This is a genomic window from Streptococcus suis (genome assembly GCF_002960445.1).
Lineage (GTDB): Bacteria > Bacillota > Bacilli > Lactobacillales > Streptococcaceae > Streptococcus > Streptococcus hyiners.
The window spans coordinates 1-17792 of the sequence record NZ_POJD01000210.1; the positions used below are offsets into that span (position 1 = coordinate 1).

General features: G+C 40.6%; 18 protein-coding genes and 3 pseudogenes. All 21 read left to right on the plus strand.

Going from position 1 to position 17792, the window contains the following annotated elements; translation table 11 throughout:
* A partial coding sequence (locus tag C1G53_RS08585; RefSeq protein ID WP_161499120.1) for an aminoglycoside 6-adenylyltransferase occupies positions 1–513 on the plus strand: 513 nt, incomplete at its 5' end.
* On the plus strand, positions 510–1052 hold the full coding sequence (gene sat4, locus C1G53_RS08590; protein WP_000627290.1) for a streptothricin N-acetyltransferase Sat4: 543 nt from the start codon (positions 510–512) through the stop codon (positions 1050–1052). The genes C1G53_RS08585 and sat4, both read left to right, overlap by 4 nt.
* 92 nt (positions 1053–1144) lie before the next feature.
* Complete coding sequence (aph(3')-IIIa, locus tag C1G53_RS08595; RefSeq protein WP_001096887.1) at positions 1145–1939, plus strand: aminoglycoside O-phosphotransferase APH(3')-IIIa; 795 nt, start codon at positions 1145–1147, stop codon at positions 1937–1939.
* A gap of 275 nt (positions 1940–2214) precedes the next feature.
* A pseudogene (locus C1G53_RS13370) lies at positions 2215–2346 on the plus strand (HTH domain-containing protein); the annotation flags it as partial.
* A 75-nt stretch (positions 2347–2421) separates the two neighbouring features.
* Positions 2422–3167 (plus strand): annotated as a pseudogene (locus C1G53_RS13375) (helix-turn-helix transcriptional regulator).
* 110 nt (positions 3168–3277) lie between these two features.
* Positions 3278–3349 (plus strand): annotated as a pseudogene (locus tag C1G53_RS08620) (riboflavin biosynthesis protein RibD); the annotation flags it as partial.
* 146 nt (positions 3350–3495) lie between these two features.
* Positions 3496–3816: a hypothetical protein gene (locus C1G53_RS08625; RefSeq protein WP_201346209.1), complete on the plus strand. Its 321-nt coding sequence runs from the start codon at positions 3496–3498 to the stop codon at positions 3814–3816.
* A 349-nt stretch (positions 3817–4165) separates the two neighbouring features.
* Entirely contained in the window at positions 4166–4339 is a 174-nt protein-coding gene (locus C1G53_RS13175; RefSeq protein ID WP_000726045.1) for a hypothetical protein, read from the plus strand.
* Entirely contained in the window at positions 4336–5154 is an 819-nt protein-coding gene (locus tag C1G53_RS08635) for a replication initiator protein A (protein ID WP_105118391.1), read from the plus strand. The genes C1G53_RS13175 and C1G53_RS08635 overlap by 4 nt, the downstream gene beginning before the upstream one ends.
* A 148-nt stretch (positions 5155–5302) precedes the next feature.
* Entirely contained in the window at positions 5303–6658 is a 1356-nt protein-coding gene (gene dcm / locus C1G53_RS08645) for a DNA (cytosine-5-)-methyltransferase (RefSeq protein WP_105118392.1), read from the plus strand.
* A complete protein-coding gene (locus tag C1G53_RS08650) occupies positions 6642–7070 on the plus strand; it encodes a hypothetical protein (protein ID WP_105118393.1) in 429 nt (142 codons plus the stop codon). The genes dcm and C1G53_RS08650 overlap by 17 nt, the downstream gene beginning before the upstream one ends.
* Positions 7071–7080: 10 nt before the next feature.
* Entirely contained in the window at positions 7081–7464 is a 384-nt protein-coding gene (locus tag C1G53_RS08655) for an arsenate reductase (RefSeq protein WP_024390295.1), read from the plus strand.
* 8 nt (positions 7465–7472) lie between these two features.
* Complete coding sequence (locus tag C1G53_RS08660) at positions 7473–7706, plus strand: hypothetical protein (protein WP_002935120.1); 234 nt, start codon at positions 7473–7475, stop codon at positions 7704–7706.
* A 2-nt stretch (positions 7707–7708) separates the two neighbouring features.
* A complete protein-coding gene (locus C1G53_RS08665; RefSeq protein ID WP_105118394.1) occupies positions 7709–8293 on the plus strand; it encodes a CPBP family intramembrane glutamic endopeptidase in 585 nt (194 codons plus the stop codon).
* 76 nt (positions 8294–8369) lie between these two features.
* Positions 8370–8858, plus strand: coding sequence for a hypothetical protein (locus C1G53_RS08670; RefSeq protein WP_105118395.1), 489 nt, complete (start codon positions 8370–8372; stop codon positions 8856–8858).
* Positions 8858–10675 (plus strand): VirD4-like conjugal transfer protein, CD1115 family, encoded by a 1818-nt coding sequence (locus C1G53_RS08675; RefSeq protein ID WP_105118396.1) that lies wholly within the window; start codon positions 8858–8860, stop codon positions 10673–10675. The genes C1G53_RS08670 and C1G53_RS08675 overlap by 1 nt, the downstream gene beginning before the upstream one ends.
* 17 nt (positions 10676–10692) lie before the next feature.
* Positions 10693–10935: a hypothetical protein gene (locus tag C1G53_RS08680; RefSeq protein WP_001072182.1), complete on the plus strand. Its 243-nt coding sequence runs from the start codon at positions 10693–10695 to the stop codon at positions 10933–10935.
* Between the two features lie 18 nt (positions 10936–10953).
* Positions 10954–11808 (plus strand): conjugal transfer protein TrbL, encoded by an 855-nt coding sequence (locus C1G53_RS08685; RefSeq protein ID WP_105118397.1) that lies wholly within the window; start codon positions 10954–10956, stop codon positions 11806–11808.
* A gap of 61 nt (positions 11809–11869) precedes the next feature.
* Positions 11870–12223, plus strand: a complete 354-nt coding sequence (locus tag C1G53_RS08690) for a PrgI family protein (RefSeq protein WP_105118398.1) — start codon at positions 11870–11872, stop codon at positions 12221–12223.
* Positions 12180–14531, plus strand: a complete 2352-nt coding sequence (locus C1G53_RS08695) for a VirB4-like conjugal transfer ATPase, CD1110 family (protein ID WP_161941393.1) — start codon at positions 12180–12182, stop codon at positions 14529–14531. The genes C1G53_RS08690 and C1G53_RS08695 overlap by 44 nt, the downstream gene beginning before the upstream one ends.
* 1 nt (position 14532) lies before the next feature.
* Positions 14533–17226 (plus strand): phage tail tip lysozyme, encoded by a 2694-nt coding sequence (locus tag C1G53_RS08700; RefSeq protein WP_105110390.1) that lies wholly within the window; start codon positions 14533–14535, stop codon positions 17224–17226.
* Positions 17227–17792 lie beyond the last annotated feature (566 nt).

Sequence of the window (17792 nt, forward strand, 5' to 3'; positions counted from 1 at the left end):
ATAGTTCCGACTGATATAGATTATCATGTAAGAAAGCCAAGCGCAAGGGAGTATGATGATTGCTGCAATGAATTTTGGAATGTAACACCTTATGTTATTAAAGGATTGTGCCGTAAGGAAATTTTATTTGCTATTGATCATTTTAATCAGATTGTTCGCCATGAGCTGCTGAGAATGATATCATGGAAGGTCGGCATCGAAACAGGCTTTAAATTAAGTGTAGGCAAGAACTATAAGTTTATTGAAAGGTATATATCCGAGGATTTGTGGGAGAAACTTTTGTCCACCTACCGGATGGATTCCTATGAAAACATATGGGAAGCATTATTTCTATGCCATCAATTGTTCAGGGCGGTATCCGGTGAGGTGGCGGAAAGGCTTCATTATGCCTATCCGGAGTATGATAGGAATATAACAAAATATACCAGGGACATGTATAAAAAATACACTGGTAAAACCGGCTGCCTGGATAGCACATATGCCGCTGATATAGAAGAGAGGCGGGAACAGTGATTACAGAAATGAAAGCAGGGCACCTGAAAGATATCGATAAACCCAGCGAACCATTTGAGGTGATAGGTAAGATTATACCGAGGTATGAAAACGAGAATTGGACCTTTACAGAATTACTCTATGAAGCGCCATATTTAAAAAGCTACCAAGACGAAGAGGATGAAGAGGATGAGGAGGCAGATTGCCTTGAATATATTGACAATACTGATAAGATAATATATCTTTACTACCAAGACGATAAATGCGTCGGAAAAGTTAAACTGCGAAAAAATTGGAACCGGTACGCTTATATAGAAGATATCGCCGTATGTAAGGATTTCAGGGGGCAAGGCATAGGCAGCGCGCTTATCAATATATCTATAGAATGGGCAAAGCATAAAAACTTGCATGGACTAATGCTTGAAACCCAGGACAATAACCTTATAGCTTGTAAATTCTATCATAATTGTGGTTTCAAAATCGGCTCCGTCGATACTATGTTATACGCCAACTTTGAAAACAACTTTGAAAAAGCTGTTTTCTGGTATTTAAGGTTTTAGAATGCAAGGAACAGTGAATTGGAGTTCGTCTTGTTATAATTAGCTTCTTGGGGTATCTTTAAATACTGTAGAAAAGAGGAAGGAAATAATAAATGGCTAAAATGAGAATATCACCGGAATTGAAAAAACTGATCGAAAAATACCGCTGCGTAAAAGATACGGAAGGAATGTCTCCTGCTAAGGTATATAAGCTGGTGGGAGAAAATGAAAACCTATATTTAAAAATGACGGACAGCCGGTATAAAGGGACCACCTATGATGTGGAACGGGAAAAGGACATGATGCTATGGCTGGAAGGAAAGCTGCCTGTTCCAAAGGTCCTGCACTTTGAACGGCATGATGGCTGGAGCAATCTGCTCATGAGTGAGGCCGATGGCGTCCTTTGCTCGGAAGAGTATGAAGATGAACAAAGCCCTGAAAAGATTATCGAGCTGTATGCGGAGTGCATCAGGCTCTTTCACTCCATCGACATATCGGATTGTCCCTATACGAATAGCTTAGACAGCCGCTTAGCCGAATTGGATTACTTACTGAATAACGATCTGGCCGATGTGGATTGCGAAAACTGGGAAGAAGACACTCCATTTAAAGATCCGCGCGAGCTGTATGATTTTTTAAAGACGGAAAAGCCCGAAGAGGAACTTGTCTTTTCCCACGGCGACCTGGGAGACAGCAACATCTTTGTGAAAGATGGCAAAGTAAGTGGCTTTATTGATCTTGGGAGAAGCGGCAGGGCGGACAAGTGGTATGACATTGCCTTCTGCGTCCGGTCGATCAGGGAGGATATCGGGGAAGAACAGTATGTCGAGCTATTTTTTGACTTACTGGGGATCAAGCCTGATTGGGAGAAAATAAAATATTATATTTTACTGGATGAATTGTTTTAGTACCTAGATTTAGATGTCTAAAAAGCTTTAACTACAAGCTTTTTAGACATCTAATCTTTTCTGAAGTACATCCGCAACTGTCCATACTCTGATGTTTTATATCTTTTCTAAAAGTTCGCTAGATAGAGTTCTATATTAGAGATGTAAAGAGTTTTGGTGAAGAGGTTTGTGAGTATGGCTTTTATAACCAGGGTGCAATGAGAAGCACTAACAGCAGCTAGCTTAAGAACGCATAGGATATACTTTTTATGGAAGTCACAGAGGAGGAATAAAATTTGAACAGGATTAACAGAGTAACCTCTATTCTTATTCAGCTGCAATCAAAAAAAATAATTCCTGCCAAAGAAATTGCACAGCGATTTAATATAAGCTTAAGGACAGTTTACAGAGATATCCGGACACTTGAAGAAGCCGGAATACCAATTGGATCTGAGGCCGGAAAAGGATATTTTCTTGTAGAGGGCTTCCTACTTCCGCCGGTAATGTTTACAGCGGCGGAAGTGGGTGCATTGATTACAGCAGGGAAATTTTTAAATTGCCATGGAGATGAATCATTTATAAAGGATTTTGATTCAGCTATGTATAAAATCAAATCTATTTTGAAGCATGGTGAAAAAAACTATGCACAGGAGTTGGAGAACAGTATTAACGTGTACAGCACATCTGGACAGAAAAATACATTGGCGGATAACGTTATTGCAGCAATTCAGACTGCAATCTGCAATAAAAGGGTAATATCAATTCAATATCCTGCATCAGGAGGGCAAGAACCGGAAAGCAGAATGATAGAGCCTATATCACTGGGGTTTTATGAACAGAACTGGTACTTAATCGGTTTTGCAGGCTAAGAAATGAATATAGGAATTTTCGTGTGGATCGGATTAAAAGCATTTGCATAGAAGAAGAGCTCTGTCAAAGCCATGATGGCTCTTTGGAACAAATATTAAAACAAATGCTTTCATATAAAAAACTATATAATGTAATTCTTAGAGCTGAAAAAGGGGAGACATACAATTCTATCAAGAACAGGTATTCTCTCGGCTTCCTTGAAGAAACCGATTTGGGAAGTAAAATGGAAATCGAATTCCAGACAGATTCCTTTGAGATATTGAGCAAGCAGCTGATTGAATATGGATCAGGCATTGAAATAGTCCAACCTGATGAATTAAAATGCATAACCCGTAAACACCTGGCACAAATTACGAATCACTGCCTAAACTTGATTTAGAGAAAGCGATTGGTCTGTTATGTATTTTTTGTAAGGTTTCATATCCCCTGCTGACATACAGCTGTCAGTGTATTATGATATTCTACTATCAAAAAGGAGGATTGAAAAATATGAAACCAAAGATAATTATGCACACACAAATTAGCCTTGATGGCCGCATTAAAGGCTTTGATAATCCGGAAGCAATGCTATCGTCAAATATAGAAAAGGCGATGTTGATACAGATGGATTTATTGATTTAGTAACATTAAATGCTATTGATGCAACAGGTGCTGCTATTGGTGCTGCAATAGGACAAACAGTTATACCAATTCCAGTTGTTGGTGCTTTGGTTGGCTCAATCGTTGCAACCACAGCACTAAGTCTTGGAAAAGGCGTTCTAAACAAACACGAAATAGAAGTTATCAATGTTTATCAAGAAAGAATTAATGCATTTGTTGATAAACTGGACAAAGAATACCAAGTAAAACTCGATGAGCTTTTGAATAAATATCATAAACTTGGGGAATTGCAGCAATACTCGTTTGACTTCAATATCAATGTTAAGTTAAGATTTGTTTCTTCTATTAATTTAGCGAAGTCAGTAGGAGTTCCGGAGATAAGCATTCTCAAAAATGAAGATGAAATTGATAAATACTTTCTATGTTGATATGTTCCCACATACGAAAGCCCTCAGTTGATATCTTCCCTCAAAGAGAATAATATTCAGGATACTAATATTTGACAGCTATCCCCTCATCTCAAAACACGTGGAGTGCGTAGTGTTGCTACAACGAAGCAACGGGTAAAAATCCTTTATTTTAAGCACTTTTTCAAGCATTTTGTCTTTATTGAAAAGAGTGATTTTGACATAAAAAAGGTTCAAAAAAAGTACATTGATGTGAATGTCTGTTTGGATGTCGACTGCGTAGACAAAAAATAGATACGTCATAAAAAATAATAGTTCAGCGAGAACATTTTACTAAGTGTTCTCGTTTTTTTATTTTCAGGAGGAATTCATGAAAAAGAAGGAACAATCATCACGCCAAATCGTGATGTGTCATCTTGTGGCTATTTTAGGAGTTGATATTGTGAAAGCAACACAGCTAATTGATGAAATGGAACAACCAGGTTTAATCCGATTTGATGAATTTGGAAATGTTGGAATATTAGTCTTGGAGGGACAATCATGAAACGAATTACCGCTAATCAGTATCAGACATCAGAGCGTTATTATAAACTCCCTAAAATTTTGTTTGAGAGTGAACGTTATAAGGATATAAAGCTGGAGGTTAAGGTAGCCTACGCGGTTTTAAAAGATAGGTTGGAGCTGTCTTTGAGTAAGGGCTGGATTGATGAGGATGGGGCTATTTACTTGATTTATTCCAATTCAAATCTGATGGCACTTTTAGGCTGTTCAAAGTCAAAATTACTCTCTATCAAGAAAACCTTACGTGACTATGGCTTAATTGATGAAGTCCAACAGTCCTCTAGTGAAAAAGGTCGAATGGCAAATAAAATTTACTTGGGGGAATTAGAACATGAAACTACTCCAGTCTTACATACAGACGGGGCTAGTGTTAAAAAAACACTAGGGGGGTCTCAAGGAAAGACGGGGCCGGTCTTAAATTCAGCCCCTAGTGAGACTGAAGGAAGTGAGACTAAATATAGTGAAACTAAAGGGAGTGATTTCCTTATTGAGGACGAGGAGGAAAGGCAGCTAGTAGATGAGAAACAAGAAGAAAACTTTACTTCAAAAGTCGATGGCGTGACCAAGTACGATCGAGACTATATTTGGGGTTTGGTTCATGACCAGTTAAGACAGACTGGTCTATCTCAGTCAGCTAGTGACTATGCCATGATTTATTTTAGTGACCGTTATCAGTATGCATTGGAACATATGCGATTTGCTCGATCAGCGGAAGTAATAGCTGAGTATGTATTTAATGGTGTGCTGTCAGAGTGGACCAAGCAACTGAGACGACAAGAAGTAAAGGGAGGTGATTAAGTTGATTTGGTGGATACTAGGTGGAATCTATCTGATTTCTATCGTCATTTTGATTTTTGAAATCATCCGTGCACCAGAAATGGATGATCATATATAGGCAAGAGTTTTACAAGTGTAAGGCTCTTTTTTAGTTGGAAAGAGAGGAAAAATGAAATTTTTAGATTTATTTGCTGGGATAGGTGGTTTTAGGCTAGGAATGGAATTACAGGGCCATGAGTGTTTGGGCTTTTGTGAAATTGATAAATTCGCCAGAACATCTTATAAAGCCATGTTTAACACAGAAGGAGAAATAGAATACCATGACATTAAAGAGGTCACAGACCATGACTTTAGACAATTTAGAGGGCAAGTGGACATCATCTGCGGGGGATTTCCTTGCCAAGCATTTTCACTCGCAGGCAGACGACTGGGATTTGAAGATACTCGAGGGACTCTCTTTTTTGAGATTGCTCGAGCGGCCAAACAAATCCAACCACGTTTTCTATTTTTGGAAAACGTCAAAGGCCTACTCAATCACGACGAGGGACGGACGTTCGCCACAATCCTCTCCACGCTGGATGAATTGGGGTATGATGTCGAATGGCAGGTGCTTAACAGCAAGGACTTCCAAGTCCCGCAAAACAGAGAGCGGGTCTTTATTATCGGACATTCTAGAAGATACCGTTCCAGATTCATATTTCCTCTCAGAGGAGAAAACAGCCCAGCTCATCTTGAAAGGCTAGGAAATATCAATCCCTCTAAACGTGGTTTGAATGGTGAAGTTTATCTGACGAGTGGACTTGCTCCTACACTAACAAGAGGTAAAGGAGAGGGAGCTAAAATCGCCATTCCAGTCTTAACACCAGATAGACTAGAAAAACGCCAACATGGTCGTCGATTTAAGGACAATCAAGACCCAATGTTTACATTGACCAGTCTAGACAGACACGGAGTTGTTGTCGCAGGAAATCTGCCGACTAGCTTTGACCAGACTGGAAGAGTATTTGACATATCTGGCTTGTCACCGACTTTGACCACCATGCAAGGTGGAGACAAGGTGCCAAAGATTTTGCTGAGGGAGGAGCTGCCATTTCTGAAAATCAAGGAAGCCACAAAAACAGGCTACGCAAAGGCAACTCTTGGAGACTCTGTTAATCTGGCTTATCCAGACTCAACCAAACGTAGGGGACGTGTGGGAAAGGGAATATCCAATACCCTGACGACTTCAGACAATATGGGAGTGGTTGTTGCTGCTCTGGAATATCGACAGGATAAGTGGTATGAAGTCACAGGCATTGTCTTAGAAGGAAAACTCTATCGCCTGAGAATAAGACGACTGACACCAAGAGAGTGTTTCAGACTTCAAGGCTTTCCTGATTGGGCTTATGAAAGAGCAGAAAGTGTTTCCAGTAAGAGCCAACTATACAAACAGGCAGGCAATAGCGTGACTGTCACAGTTATTGAAGCCATTGCCAGAGAATTTAGAAGAATTGAAGAGGAAGAAAAACATGAACCTACTACATAAGAAAAGTTTCCTAGAGTGTACTGAATTAGAAGAACGTATTCACCAAGTTGAAACCAATCAGCTATTACAAAAGATATTGTCGCTCCCCAATTTTGATTGTGACTTTGAGGTAACTTTTGAAGATGATTACCACAAAGAGATGAATGATCCCCTATTCTACGAATCCAATCTTCATCGGATTTCGGATTTTATGGAAACTAGGGATATTAAAAATGGTGTAGATACTCTCTTGACGAAAGACAATCACCTGGCCTTTCGTGCCTTTGGTGAAAATTATTCTGCTAGGGGAAAGGATGGCATTTTAACGACTTTAGTGACGGTCAAGTGCTTTGGTGAAGGACGGATGCCCATTGATATGAGTCGCTATTTCTCAACTCCTGAACAAACAGTTGAAAATAGCCTAACCCTATAAGGAGGTGTCTATGCTTGAGGTATATCTAGGAAATAATATCAATACAAATCAAGACTTACTAACCATTTTGACGACCTATGGTGTGACTTATCGTTGTATAAATGCGTGTGATGTAAACCGTGAAATCTTACTGTCACTCTTTGCCAAAACCACGGATTGTTTTGAGTTGCTGTCGCCACGATTTCTTCGCTTTAAGCGTCAATATTCGATAAGTTTGAATGAGATGATTCAGCTCATTCTCCAAAAGCCAGACCAAAACCTTCGTCTGCCTCTCATTGTCTGTCAGAATCACGTCTATCCATCTATTGGGCTAGACGAAGTGCGAACCTTTCTTCCCAGACAGGTAAAAGAAGAACTGTTTCTGGCCAGCCTGATGAAACAAGTGACAGGGTAGGTGTGAAGATGAATGAACGATTTTGGGACAATTTAGAAATCATTCTGGCAGAAAAAGACCTCACTTGGGCAGAACTAGCTCGCAAAGTATTCAACGGTCAATATGTTTATCCAAGTGAATTTAATCGCCTCTATCAAAAACTGCGACATTACAAATCCAATCGTCTGATGCCCCAGACAAGATGGGTTGAGCGAATCGTTCTAGTCTTAGAAATTGATTATGAAGATTTATTCAAGAGGTGACAATGATAAGGATAGTGTTGTTTTTTCTAGCCATACAGCTTAACAGTCTTCTGGTGAGTTTATACCTGAAAGAGTATCTGACAATAGAGAGTGTAGTCTTGCTACAATTGGTCCTATTAAGTGTGACTTGCCTAGAGATTGCCCGTCATAAAACTGTTCAATTAAAATTTGTGGGCGTACAAAATCGCCTAAGTTGGTTGCTTCTTGGTTTTGTGTGTATGGTTGCTTTTGCAGTCTTCATCAGCTTCCTATTTCCAGGTCAGACTAGGAATCAAGCGGTATTGGTACAAATAGGAAAACAGGTTCCTCCTATTATCTTTTTATTGTTTCTGGTCAATGCAAGTATCCTTGAAGAGATTGTTTATAGGCAATTGCTGTGGGAAAAATTGACATTCCCTTTTGTACAAATAGGCGTGACCAGTTTTCTCTTTGTTCTATCCCATGGACCCAATCAGTTAGGGAGTTGGCTCATGTATAGCTGTCTTGGCTTGACCTTGGCTGCTGTTCGATTGAAAACAGATTGTAAGATGGCAATCGCCTCACATTTACTTTGGAATAGTTTGGCTTATGTCGTAACTTTCTTGTGATACCAAAATCAAGAGTGCTTCCGTATTATGGAAGCACCTTATGTTTGATAGGGAATCGAAAAAAGAGGAGGCCACTATGTCATCTGAACAACAAGAACGTCAAGCGATGCAATACGTGGAAAGAAGTAGTTTATTGACAGTCAGAACCCTCTTAAAACTCTTAGAATGGTCGGCTAGGCAATCCTTAGCCCAAGATTCAGCTTATAAGATTGGGGTTCAAAAACTGGAAGAACTCCTTCAAAGCCCTTATGCCATTGAAGGGATTAATGTTAGTAAAGACATTCTAGATAAGCCAATTGATGTTGAGAAATTCAAGGAGTTAATGGAGTCAGAAAAACTGCCAATTGCAATTAGTTGGCAAAAAGACTATCTCTACTTTTATGCCAAGGATAAGACCTTGCTCGATCATCACTTGGACGAACTGGTGAAGAAACTGATGTCTAATCCAGAAAAGTTAGAAGGTCTAACCTTTGATAAAACCTTGGACCAAGAGATAGAACTGGCCAAAGAAAAAATAAGAGTGACAGAACCTTCGGCAGTCAAAACCAAGGAGGTGACCTTGTAATGTATTCAAGACGAAAAGCTTTAGTCTTTGGACTCATGGGGCTCGCCTTTGGTTATTTCTGCCATCGTCTAACCCTGCTCTATGATAGTTTAACCAATGCCCCACCTATGGAACGTTTTGCCTACCTCTTAGGAGAGGGGTTAAATCAGGTTTTCAATCCTTTATGGCTATTTTCCTTTACTCAAAAATCTCTTCTTGCCTTTATCCTTGGGGTTCTAATGATGACACTAGTCTATCTTTATGTATCGACAGGACAGAAAGTCTATCGAGAAGGGGAAGAATACGGTTCTGCACGATTTGGAAACAGTAAGGAAAAGCGGAACTTTTACAGTAAGAATCCTTTCAATGACACGATTATGGCTCGTGATGTTCGTCTAACCTTGTTGGAAAAGAAGAAACCCCAGTTTGACCGAAATAAAAATTTGATTGTCATTGGGGGTTCTGGGGCAGGTAAGACCTTTCGCTTTGTGAAACCCAACCTTATCCAACTTAATTGTTCCAATATTGTCGTAGATCCTAAAGACCATTTGGCTGAGAAGACAGGTAAACTCTTTTTAGAAAACGGTTATCAGGTCAAGGTTTTAGATTTGGTTAATATGACCAATTCAGACGGTTTTAATCCCTTTCGCTATGTGGAAACGGAGAATGATTTGAACCGCATGTTAACGGTCTATTTTAACAATACCCGTGGGTCTGGTTCTCGCAGTGATCCATTTTGGGACGAAGCTTCCATGACATTGGTGAGAGCTATTGCCTCTTATTTGGTAGATTTTTACAATCCACCAGGAAGTTCCAAGCAAGAGCAGGAAGCAAGACGTAAGCGTGGCCGTTATCCAGCCTTTTCTGAGATTGGGAAACTCATCAAACTCTTATCAAAGGGAGATAATCAGGACAAAAGTGTTCTTGAAGTCCTGTTTGAAGATTACGCTAAAAAATACGGTCATGAGAACTTTACCATGAGAAACTGGGCGGATTTTCAGAACTACAAGGACAAGACCTTGGATTCGGTCATTGCTGTGACGACCGCTAAGTTCGCCCTTTTTAATATTCAATCGGTGATTGATTTGACGCAAAAAGACACTATGGATTTGAAAACGTGGGGCACTCAAAAGACCATGGTATATCTTGTTATTCCAGATAATGATACGACCTTTCGTTTCCTATCTGCTTTATTTTTCTCTACGGTTTTCGCCACTTTGACCAGACAGGCTGATGTGGACTTTAAAGGGCAACTGCCTATTCATGTTAGAAGCTATCTGGATGAGTTTGCGAATGTCGGAGAAATCCCAGACTTTGCCGAACAAACCTCAACGGTTCGCTCTAGAAACATGAGCTTAGTTCCTATCTTGCAAAATATCGCTCAACTCCAAGGACTTTATAAGGAAAAAGAGGCTTGGAAAACTATACTGGGGAACTGTGACAGCCTCCTCTATTTGGGTGGAAATGACGAGGAAACTTTCAAATTTATGAGTGGTCTATTAGGCAAACAAACCATTGATGTCAGAAGTACCAGTCGTTCTTTTGGGCAGACGGGTTCAAGTTCTACCTCTCACCAGAAAATTGCCCGTGACTTGATGACGGCTGATGAAGTCGGGAATATGAAACGAGATGAGTGCCTCGTAAGAATTGCAGGAGTGCCAGTATTTAGATCAAAGAAATATTTTCCACTCAAACATAAGAATTGGAAATGGCTTGCAGATAAGGAATCTGATGAACGCTGGTGGCACTACCACATCAATCCCCTAATCACTGAGGAAGAGATAGATTTGTCAGGCCATAAAATAAGGGATTTAAGCACAGAAACGACACTACATTAATAGAAATGAGGAAAAATATGAATCAAAAACTAACAGGCTTTGTTTACGGAGTGGACGCTAGCTCCATGTTCTCCCAAGCCATGTCTCTATTACAAAAAGGCTTGATTGCAGTAGGGGCCTTTCTTGTTGTAATGGGCATTATCAACCTTTCAACCAACATTAAAGATGGTGGGCCAGGTGTCCGAAATGCCATTCTAGAAATTGTTGGTGGGGTCATGGTGGGAGCCGCTGGTGCTTTTGTGACACAGATTACCATTTAGGGGAGGACAGCACATGACATGATGATGAATTTTACGTCACCTTTTGTATTTCTAGCCTCTGAAAAAGTATCTAGCGATAGCCTTTTTGAAGGGTTTCAAGTGGATTTAGAATCAACCGCCAACTTGATTAAGTCACTAGCGGACTTTAATCCGACGGTGTGGTCTTACATGACAGCCATTACCAAGGGGATTATGCAGCCCTTGGGAGTAGCTATTCTTGCGGTTGTTCTCGTACTCGAATTTTCAAAAATGGCCAAGAAAATCGCAAACTCAGGTGGTGCAATGACCTTTGAAGCCATAGCACCTATGATTGTCAGCTACATTATGGTCGTGGTCGTGATTACCAATACGACGGTTATTGTGGAAGCCGTTATCGCTCTTGCCTCTTATGTTATTGAACAAGTGGCAAGTCTTGTCACGAATGGCGGTGCCAGTTACGATACCATCTCAGGCATCAAGGGTTCTGGAATTGTAGGAAAAATGATTATTGGCTTTTTTGCGATTCTCATTTGGTTGGTACGAATGGCCAGTATCATGGTTGTCAATATCTTGATTACCATTCGCTTTATTCAACTCTATCTGATGATACCTTTTGCCCCTGTTACCATTCCGACCTTCCTTAGTGATGACTGGAGAAGTGTTGGGATTGGCTATCTTAAAAACATCATGGTCTATGCCGTTCAAGGTATTTTGATTTTTCTAATTGTATCTCTTGTTCCCTTGTTTGAGTCGGCTGGTAAGATTGCCGTATCAAATGGAGCTGGAGTTATGGAATCACTCGCCATTATGTTTGGTGGCTTGGTACAAGCCATATTGTTAATCATTGCCTTAGTTGGCAGTCAACGGACCGCCCGAAGTATTTTGGGCATGTAGGAGGAAGGGAGTCATTATCTCGCCTCCTCTTTTTATAGCTTACTTAGATTGGAGAACATTTATGAACACTCGTGTCTTTAAGGACATCTCAAAGGTTCAACACAGGGCATGGCTGGGATTTACAACTAGACAGGTTATTTTTGTATTTCCAGCCATCGCCCTAACCATTTTGGTATTGGGATTGAACCTATTTTACTGGCAATTTGGGGATTGGTTTATCTATGGTTTTGTTTTTAGCTTTACCATTCCACTCATGTTATTTGGGGTCTATCGCCCCAACGATTTACCATTTGAAACCTACCTCAAGTACCGTTTTCATTATGAACTAACGGTGCCAGACCGCACATTTACTGGAAGAAAAGGAGACCAACGTGAAAAAATTAAAACACTCAATGAAATCAAAGACCTCTTCTAATGACCAAAAGCAAAAGACGAAAACACAGAAGCAGGAGGTCAGCCCTTCTACCGTAAATACGTTAGCTTATCAAGGGCTTTTTCAGAATGGCCTTATGCAAGTCAGTCCAAGTTATTTCTCACAAACCTATCTCTTAGGAGATGTCAATTATCAAACAGTTGGCTTAGACGATAAGGGAGCTATTGTTGAGAAATATTCCGATTTAATCAATTCACTGGATGATAAGACCAATTTCCAACTGACTATTTTCAATCAAAAAGTTAATTTGGAAAAATTCCGTAAGAGTATTCTCTATCCCTTACAGGAAGATGGGTTTGATGCTTATCGTGATGAATTGAATCGCATGATGGATGCCAACTTAGAGGCGGGTGAGAACAACTTTTCAGCTGTCAAGTTTCTTTCATTTGGCAAGAGCGACCAAACACCAAAACTAGCTTTTCGTTCTCTGTCACAAATTGGAGAATATTTCAAGAGTGGCTTTTCAGAGATTGATGTATCTCTTGGTCTACTCGGTGGAGAGGAACGAGTGAATGTCCTTGCGGATATGTTGCGAGGTGAAAATCATTTACCGTTCTCTTACAAGGATTTGACCCTCTCAGGTCAAACTACCAAACACTTTATTGCACCAACCTATCTTTCCTTTAAACACAAGAATCATATTGAATTGGACGATCGATTATTACAGATTGTCTATGTTCGTGACTATGGTATTGAGCTAGGGGATAAATTTATTCGAGACTTAATGCAGTCAGATTTGGAAGTGATGATTAGCCTACATGCTAAAGGCTCTACCAAGTCTGAAACCATGACCAAGCTGCGAACCAAGAAAACCTTGATGGAATCGCAAAAGATTGGGGAACAACAAAAGATGGCTCGGACAGGTATCTATTTGGAGAAGGTCGGGCATGTTCTTGAGAACAACATCGATGAAGCTGAAGCTCTTCTTCAAACCATGACCCAAACAGGAGATAAACTGTTTGACACCGTATTTCTAATTGGCGTGCTGGCGGATACTGAAGACCAACTCAAACAATCTCTTGATATTATCAAGCAAGTGGCAGGGTCTAATGATATGATTATTGATAATTTGACCTATATGCAAGAAGCTGCCTTTAATAGTCTCTTGCCATTTGGGAAGAACTATCTTGAAGGTGTTTCTCGGTCTCTATTGACTTCAAACATTGCCGTGAATGCACCTTGGACTTCCGTTGATATTCAGGACAAGGGTGGAAAATTTTATGGCATCAATCAAATCTCAAGTAATATCATCAGTATTGACCGTGGCAAGTTAAATACTCCGTCAGGTTTGATTTTAGGGACTTCTGGAGCGGGCAAAGGGATGGCGACAAAACACGAGATCATCTCTACTAAGCTCAAGGAAGCAGATAGTGATACTGAAATTATTATTGTTGACCCAGAAAACGAGTACAGTATTATCGGTCAAGCCTTTGGTGGGGAGAGTATTGATATTGCCCCAGATTCTACCACCTTCTTAAATGTCTTAGATCTATCTGATGAGAATATGGATGAGGATCCGGTTAAGGTCAAGTCCGAATTTCTCTTGTCTTGGATAGGAAAGCTCTTGGACCGTAAAATGGATGGTCGTGAAAAGTCCTTGATTGACCGTGTGACACGACTCACCTATAAGCATTTTGACACACCGTCCTTGGTCGAATGGGTCTTTGTCTTAGCTCAACAACCTGAACAGGAAGCTAAGGACTTGGCACTGGATATGGAACTCTATGTGGAAGGGTCGCTGGACATATTTTCACATCGGACCAATATTAAAACAGACAGTCATTTCCTGATTTACAATGTCAAAAAGTTAGGCGATGAATTAAAACAGATTGCCCTCATGGTTATCTTTGACCAAATTTGGAATAGGGTGGTCAAAAACCAAAAACTAGGGAAGAAGACCTGGATTTACTTTGATGAAATGCAGCTACTCTTATTGGACAAGTATGCCTCTGATTTCTTCTTTAAACTTTGGAGTCGTGTCCGTAAGTATGGGGCGATACCGACAGGCATTACTCAGAATGTAGAAACACTTCTTTTGGATGCCAACGGCAGACGCATTATTGCCAATAGCGAGTTTATGATTCTTTTAAAACAGGCCAAGAGCGATCGCGAAGAATTGGTACATATGCTTGGACTTTCCAAGGAATTGGAGAAATACTTGGTCAATCCTGAAAAAGGGGCAGGCTTAATTAAGGCCGGTTCCACCGTTGTTCCATTCAAAAATAAGATTCCACAACACACCAAGCTCTTTGACATCATGAGTACGGACCCTGAAAAAATGAGGACATGAGATGAAAGAGGATAAAAAGCTAGTCAAACAGGCTAGGCAAAACTTTCGAAGCAACTTAAAATCGGCCCGTATGCATTATCGGAAAGAAGTTAGGACCTTAAAACAGACTGTTCCTAAAAAAGGACGATTTCGAAAACCAGCCAAAAATTCTCTGTTTCAGGGAAAGAAAACAGAGTTAAAAGGAAATCTACTCAGTAGCCAAAAGGAAGCAGAAGAGAAGTTCCTAAAAGAAATTACCTATGTTTCTCCTAGACTGTTGAAGGTAAAGGAAATCAAGAACTATCGACTTCCTCAAGCTCAAGAGCGTTTGCGGACGGCAAGAAAACATTTGTCAGAAGTGAAACTAAGTGAGAAACAACAGGCAGTTAATCCCAAGTTTACTTTCCAAAAAGAAAATCCTTCCCTGAAGTCTCGCTTTCAGTTTCACCAAGAAAAATCATTTGATCGACTCAGTGCAGAAAAAGACGTAAGTTCTGCCAAGCGTGAGGTTAAACAACTCAAGAAAGTCCAAAAGACTAAGAAAAACTCTACCAAAGTCAAAGCTGGATTAGGCTTAGCTGCATCTGAATCGTTTGACTTGGTATCACAGGATGATGATTTAGATGGACTTAGAACCCTAAAGGATACTAGCCTGAAAGTCAGACGCTATGGCAGGTTAACCTATCAAGCAGGTAAGGTGGCAGTAAAAAGTGGACAGACTGGTGTGCGGTTTACCAAAACAAAATTTTCTCATGGAAAGGAACGATTCCAGAACTTCAAAAAGGGAAAAGGATTTACACGCCAGAAACCTCTTAAACCAAGAAGACGCTACCAAACCTTTTTAAAGCATGTCAGAAAACAAAGTGTCGCAGGTTTCAAAGGAATCGTCCAAGCCATTAAGGGAAGTATGACTTTCTTTTCTGTCCTTGCGGGAAATCCTTTGACTTGGATTGTCTCAGGCATTCTCTTGATACTCATTTTGATGATGAGCTTTTTCATGAGTGTCTCAGGTAGCAGTGTCATTCAACAAGATGAGATGGAATTGACCAAGGCCTATACCCACATGACGTGGGAAGATGCGGAGCATACAAGAACCAACGAAAAGGGAATTACCTTTTACACTAAGATTGATGAGGTTATGGTTTACATGAATCATCAATACCAAGACTACAAGCTTGACGATTTCATGGAAGCAGGTGGTGTGACCTACAAAGCGTTTCTCAGTCAACTGTGGTCGGAATTAAACGGTGGAGATTCTATTAAATCCATGTCTGACTTATATAAAGAACCTGCTTACAAGCTGTCTGATGAGGACCAGGAAGAGTTAAAGGAGTTGACAGAAGGAGGCAACTATCTAGCCCTTCAAGAATTGGACAATCCCTTTCAGGGACAGACCGATGAGGATAGCTTAAGCATGACCTACCGATATGGTTATGAGGTCATTGATGAGAAACCAACGCTGCATCACCATATCATCTTAGAAGCGAAAGAAGGTCAAGTCATTGTAGCTCCGATGGATGGCAAGGTATCTCTTGATGGAGAGAACGTTGTTTTGACATCTGGTAAGGGAGTGAATAAGACTAAACTAACCTTGTTTGGCATTCATTCAGGCCGAGTGAGTGAACATCAACATGTCTTGGCAGGAGATATTATTGGTCAGACCAAAGACGGAACGGGTCTAAAAGTCACCTATCAAAAGGTTGATGATGATACGGATAAGTTGGTCTATGTCAATCCAGCTTTCTACTTTCCAAAAGTAATCCAGGTTCAGACCACCATTCTTCCAACTATCGGTCAGTTTGGCGGCGATGAGTTCGAGAGAGCCAAGGCAATTTATGACTATCTTAAAAGCAAAGGTGCGACAAATCAAGCTATAGCAGCTATTTTAGGAAATTGGTCGGTAGAATCTTCCATTAATCCAAAACGAGCTGAAGGCGACTATTTATCTCCGCCAGTTGGTGCGACTGATAGTTCGTGGGATGATGAGGGCTGGCTCTCACTTAATGGTCCAACTATATACAATGGACGTTACCCAAATATTCTCAAACGTGGTTTAGGCTTAGGCCAATGGACAGATACCGCGGATGGGTCACGCAGACATACTTTATTGTTGGAATATGCCAAAGGAAAACATCAAAAGTGGTATGACTTAGGGTTACAACTGGATTTCATGTTGCATGGGGATAGTCCTTATTACACCAACTGGTTAAAGGAGTTCTTCAAAAATTCAGGTAGTCCAGCTAGTCTTGCCCAACTCTTTCTCATTTACTGGGAAGGAAATAATGGTGATAAACTACTCGAACGCCAGACACGAGCAAGTGAGTGGTATTACCAAGTTGAAAAAGGCTTTAGTCAACCCAACGGTGGGACAGCACAAAGTGACCCCAAAGCTCTTGAAGCTGTACGAGGCGACCTCTTTGAAAACTCTATTCCAGGAGGTGGTGACGGTATGGGATATGCTTACGGCCAATGTACTTGGGGAGTTGCAGCCCGTATCAACCAATTGGGGCTAAAACTCAAAGGTAAAAATGGTGAGAAGATTCCAATTATCAGTACCATGGGCAATGGCCAAGATTGGGTACGAACAGCCGCAAGTCTCGGTGGGGAGACAGGGACAAGTCCACAAGCAGGAGCTATTCTTTCCTTTGCGGGAGGAGGACATGGCACACCAACAGAATACGGACATGTGGCTTTTGTGGGTGCGAGACGTTTCTAACTGAAAAGGTTAGACACGTTCTTGAAAAATCAACCTGATAATCAGGTTAAATTTGAAGAGAATGGAGAACTCTTATCTTGAAAATTGGAATGAAGGGGTAACGCCCTGAAACGATTTCTCTAATACTCCGACATGCGTTTATCTGATGCAAAGGTAAAGGTATGAAGCTCGGTGAAGTCGGCTGAAAGATACCGTCATTCTTAAGGACTTAAGAATCGAAAGTGTTCCAGAGGTGGGATATGTATCTGATAGGTCGGGAGTCATTAAAAACTAAATAGGGTGAGAATGTGCATGAGCACTGACGAACCAGCGAATGTACGCTCCGAAGGCGAGTACGTAGAAATGCGTATAGCAACGTAAGTTGTTTCGACTTGAGGAAGAGTAAGAATCGACGATATGAAATTCCTTGTTATGTTACAGGCATATCAAAGTTGAAGGGGTATAGCTAGGCACCTAAGTTTAGTATTGATAAAGATAAGGGAACGTCGAAAGCTAGAGATGTGGAGGTTGCACAACCAGCGAAGCAATGGAAAGGAAATCATAACTTTCCTTAATCTCTAGTGAGA

Coding starts and splice junctions, on each gene's coding strand:
- C1G53_RS13175 (WP_000726045.1), top strand. CDS start 4,166: ATGAAAAAGAAGGAACAATCATCACGCCAAATCGTGATGTGTCATCTT.
- C1G53_RS08635 (WP_105118391.1), top strand. CDS start 4,336: ATGAAACGAATTACCGCTAATCAGTATCAGACATCAGAGCGTTATTAT.
- dcm (WP_105118392.1), top strand. CDS start 5,303: ATGAAATTTTTAGATTTATTTGCTGGGATAGGTGGTTTTAGGCTAGGA.
- C1G53_RS08650 (WP_105118393.1), top strand. CDS start 6,642: ATGAACCTACTACATAAGAAAAGTTTCCTAGAGTGTACTGAATTAGAA.
- C1G53_RS08655 (WP_024390295.1), top strand. CDS start 7,081: ATGCTTGAGGTATATCTAGGAAATAATATCAATACAAATCAAGACTTA.
- C1G53_RS08660 (WP_002935120.1), top strand. CDS start 7,473: ATGAATGAACGATTTTGGGACAATTTAGAAATCATTCTGGCAGAAAAA.
- C1G53_RS08665 (WP_105118394.1), top strand. CDS start 7,709: ATGATAAGGATAGTGTTGTTTTTTCTAGCCATACAGCTTAACAGTCTT.
- C1G53_RS08670 (WP_105118395.1), top strand. CDS start 8,370: ATGTCATCTGAACAACAAGAACGTCAAGCGATGCAATACGTGGAAAGA.
- C1G53_RS08675 (WP_105118396.1), top strand. CDS start 8,858: ATGTATTCAAGACGAAAAGCTTTAGTCTTTGGACTCATGGGGCTCGCC.
- C1G53_RS08680 (WP_001072182.1), top strand. CDS start 10,693: ATGAATCAAAAACTAACAGGCTTTGTTTACGGAGTGGACGCTAGCTCC.
- C1G53_RS08685 (WP_105118397.1), top strand. CDS start 10,954: ATGATGATGAATTTTACGTCACCTTTTGTATTTCTAGCCTCTGAAAAA.
- C1G53_RS08690 (WP_105118398.1), top strand. CDS start 11,870: ATGAACACTCGTGTCTTTAAGGACATCTCAAAGGTTCAACACAGGGCA.
- C1G53_RS08700 (WP_105110390.1), top strand. CDS start 14,533: ATGAAAGAGGATAAAAAGCTAGTCAAACAGGCTAGGCAAAACTTTCGA.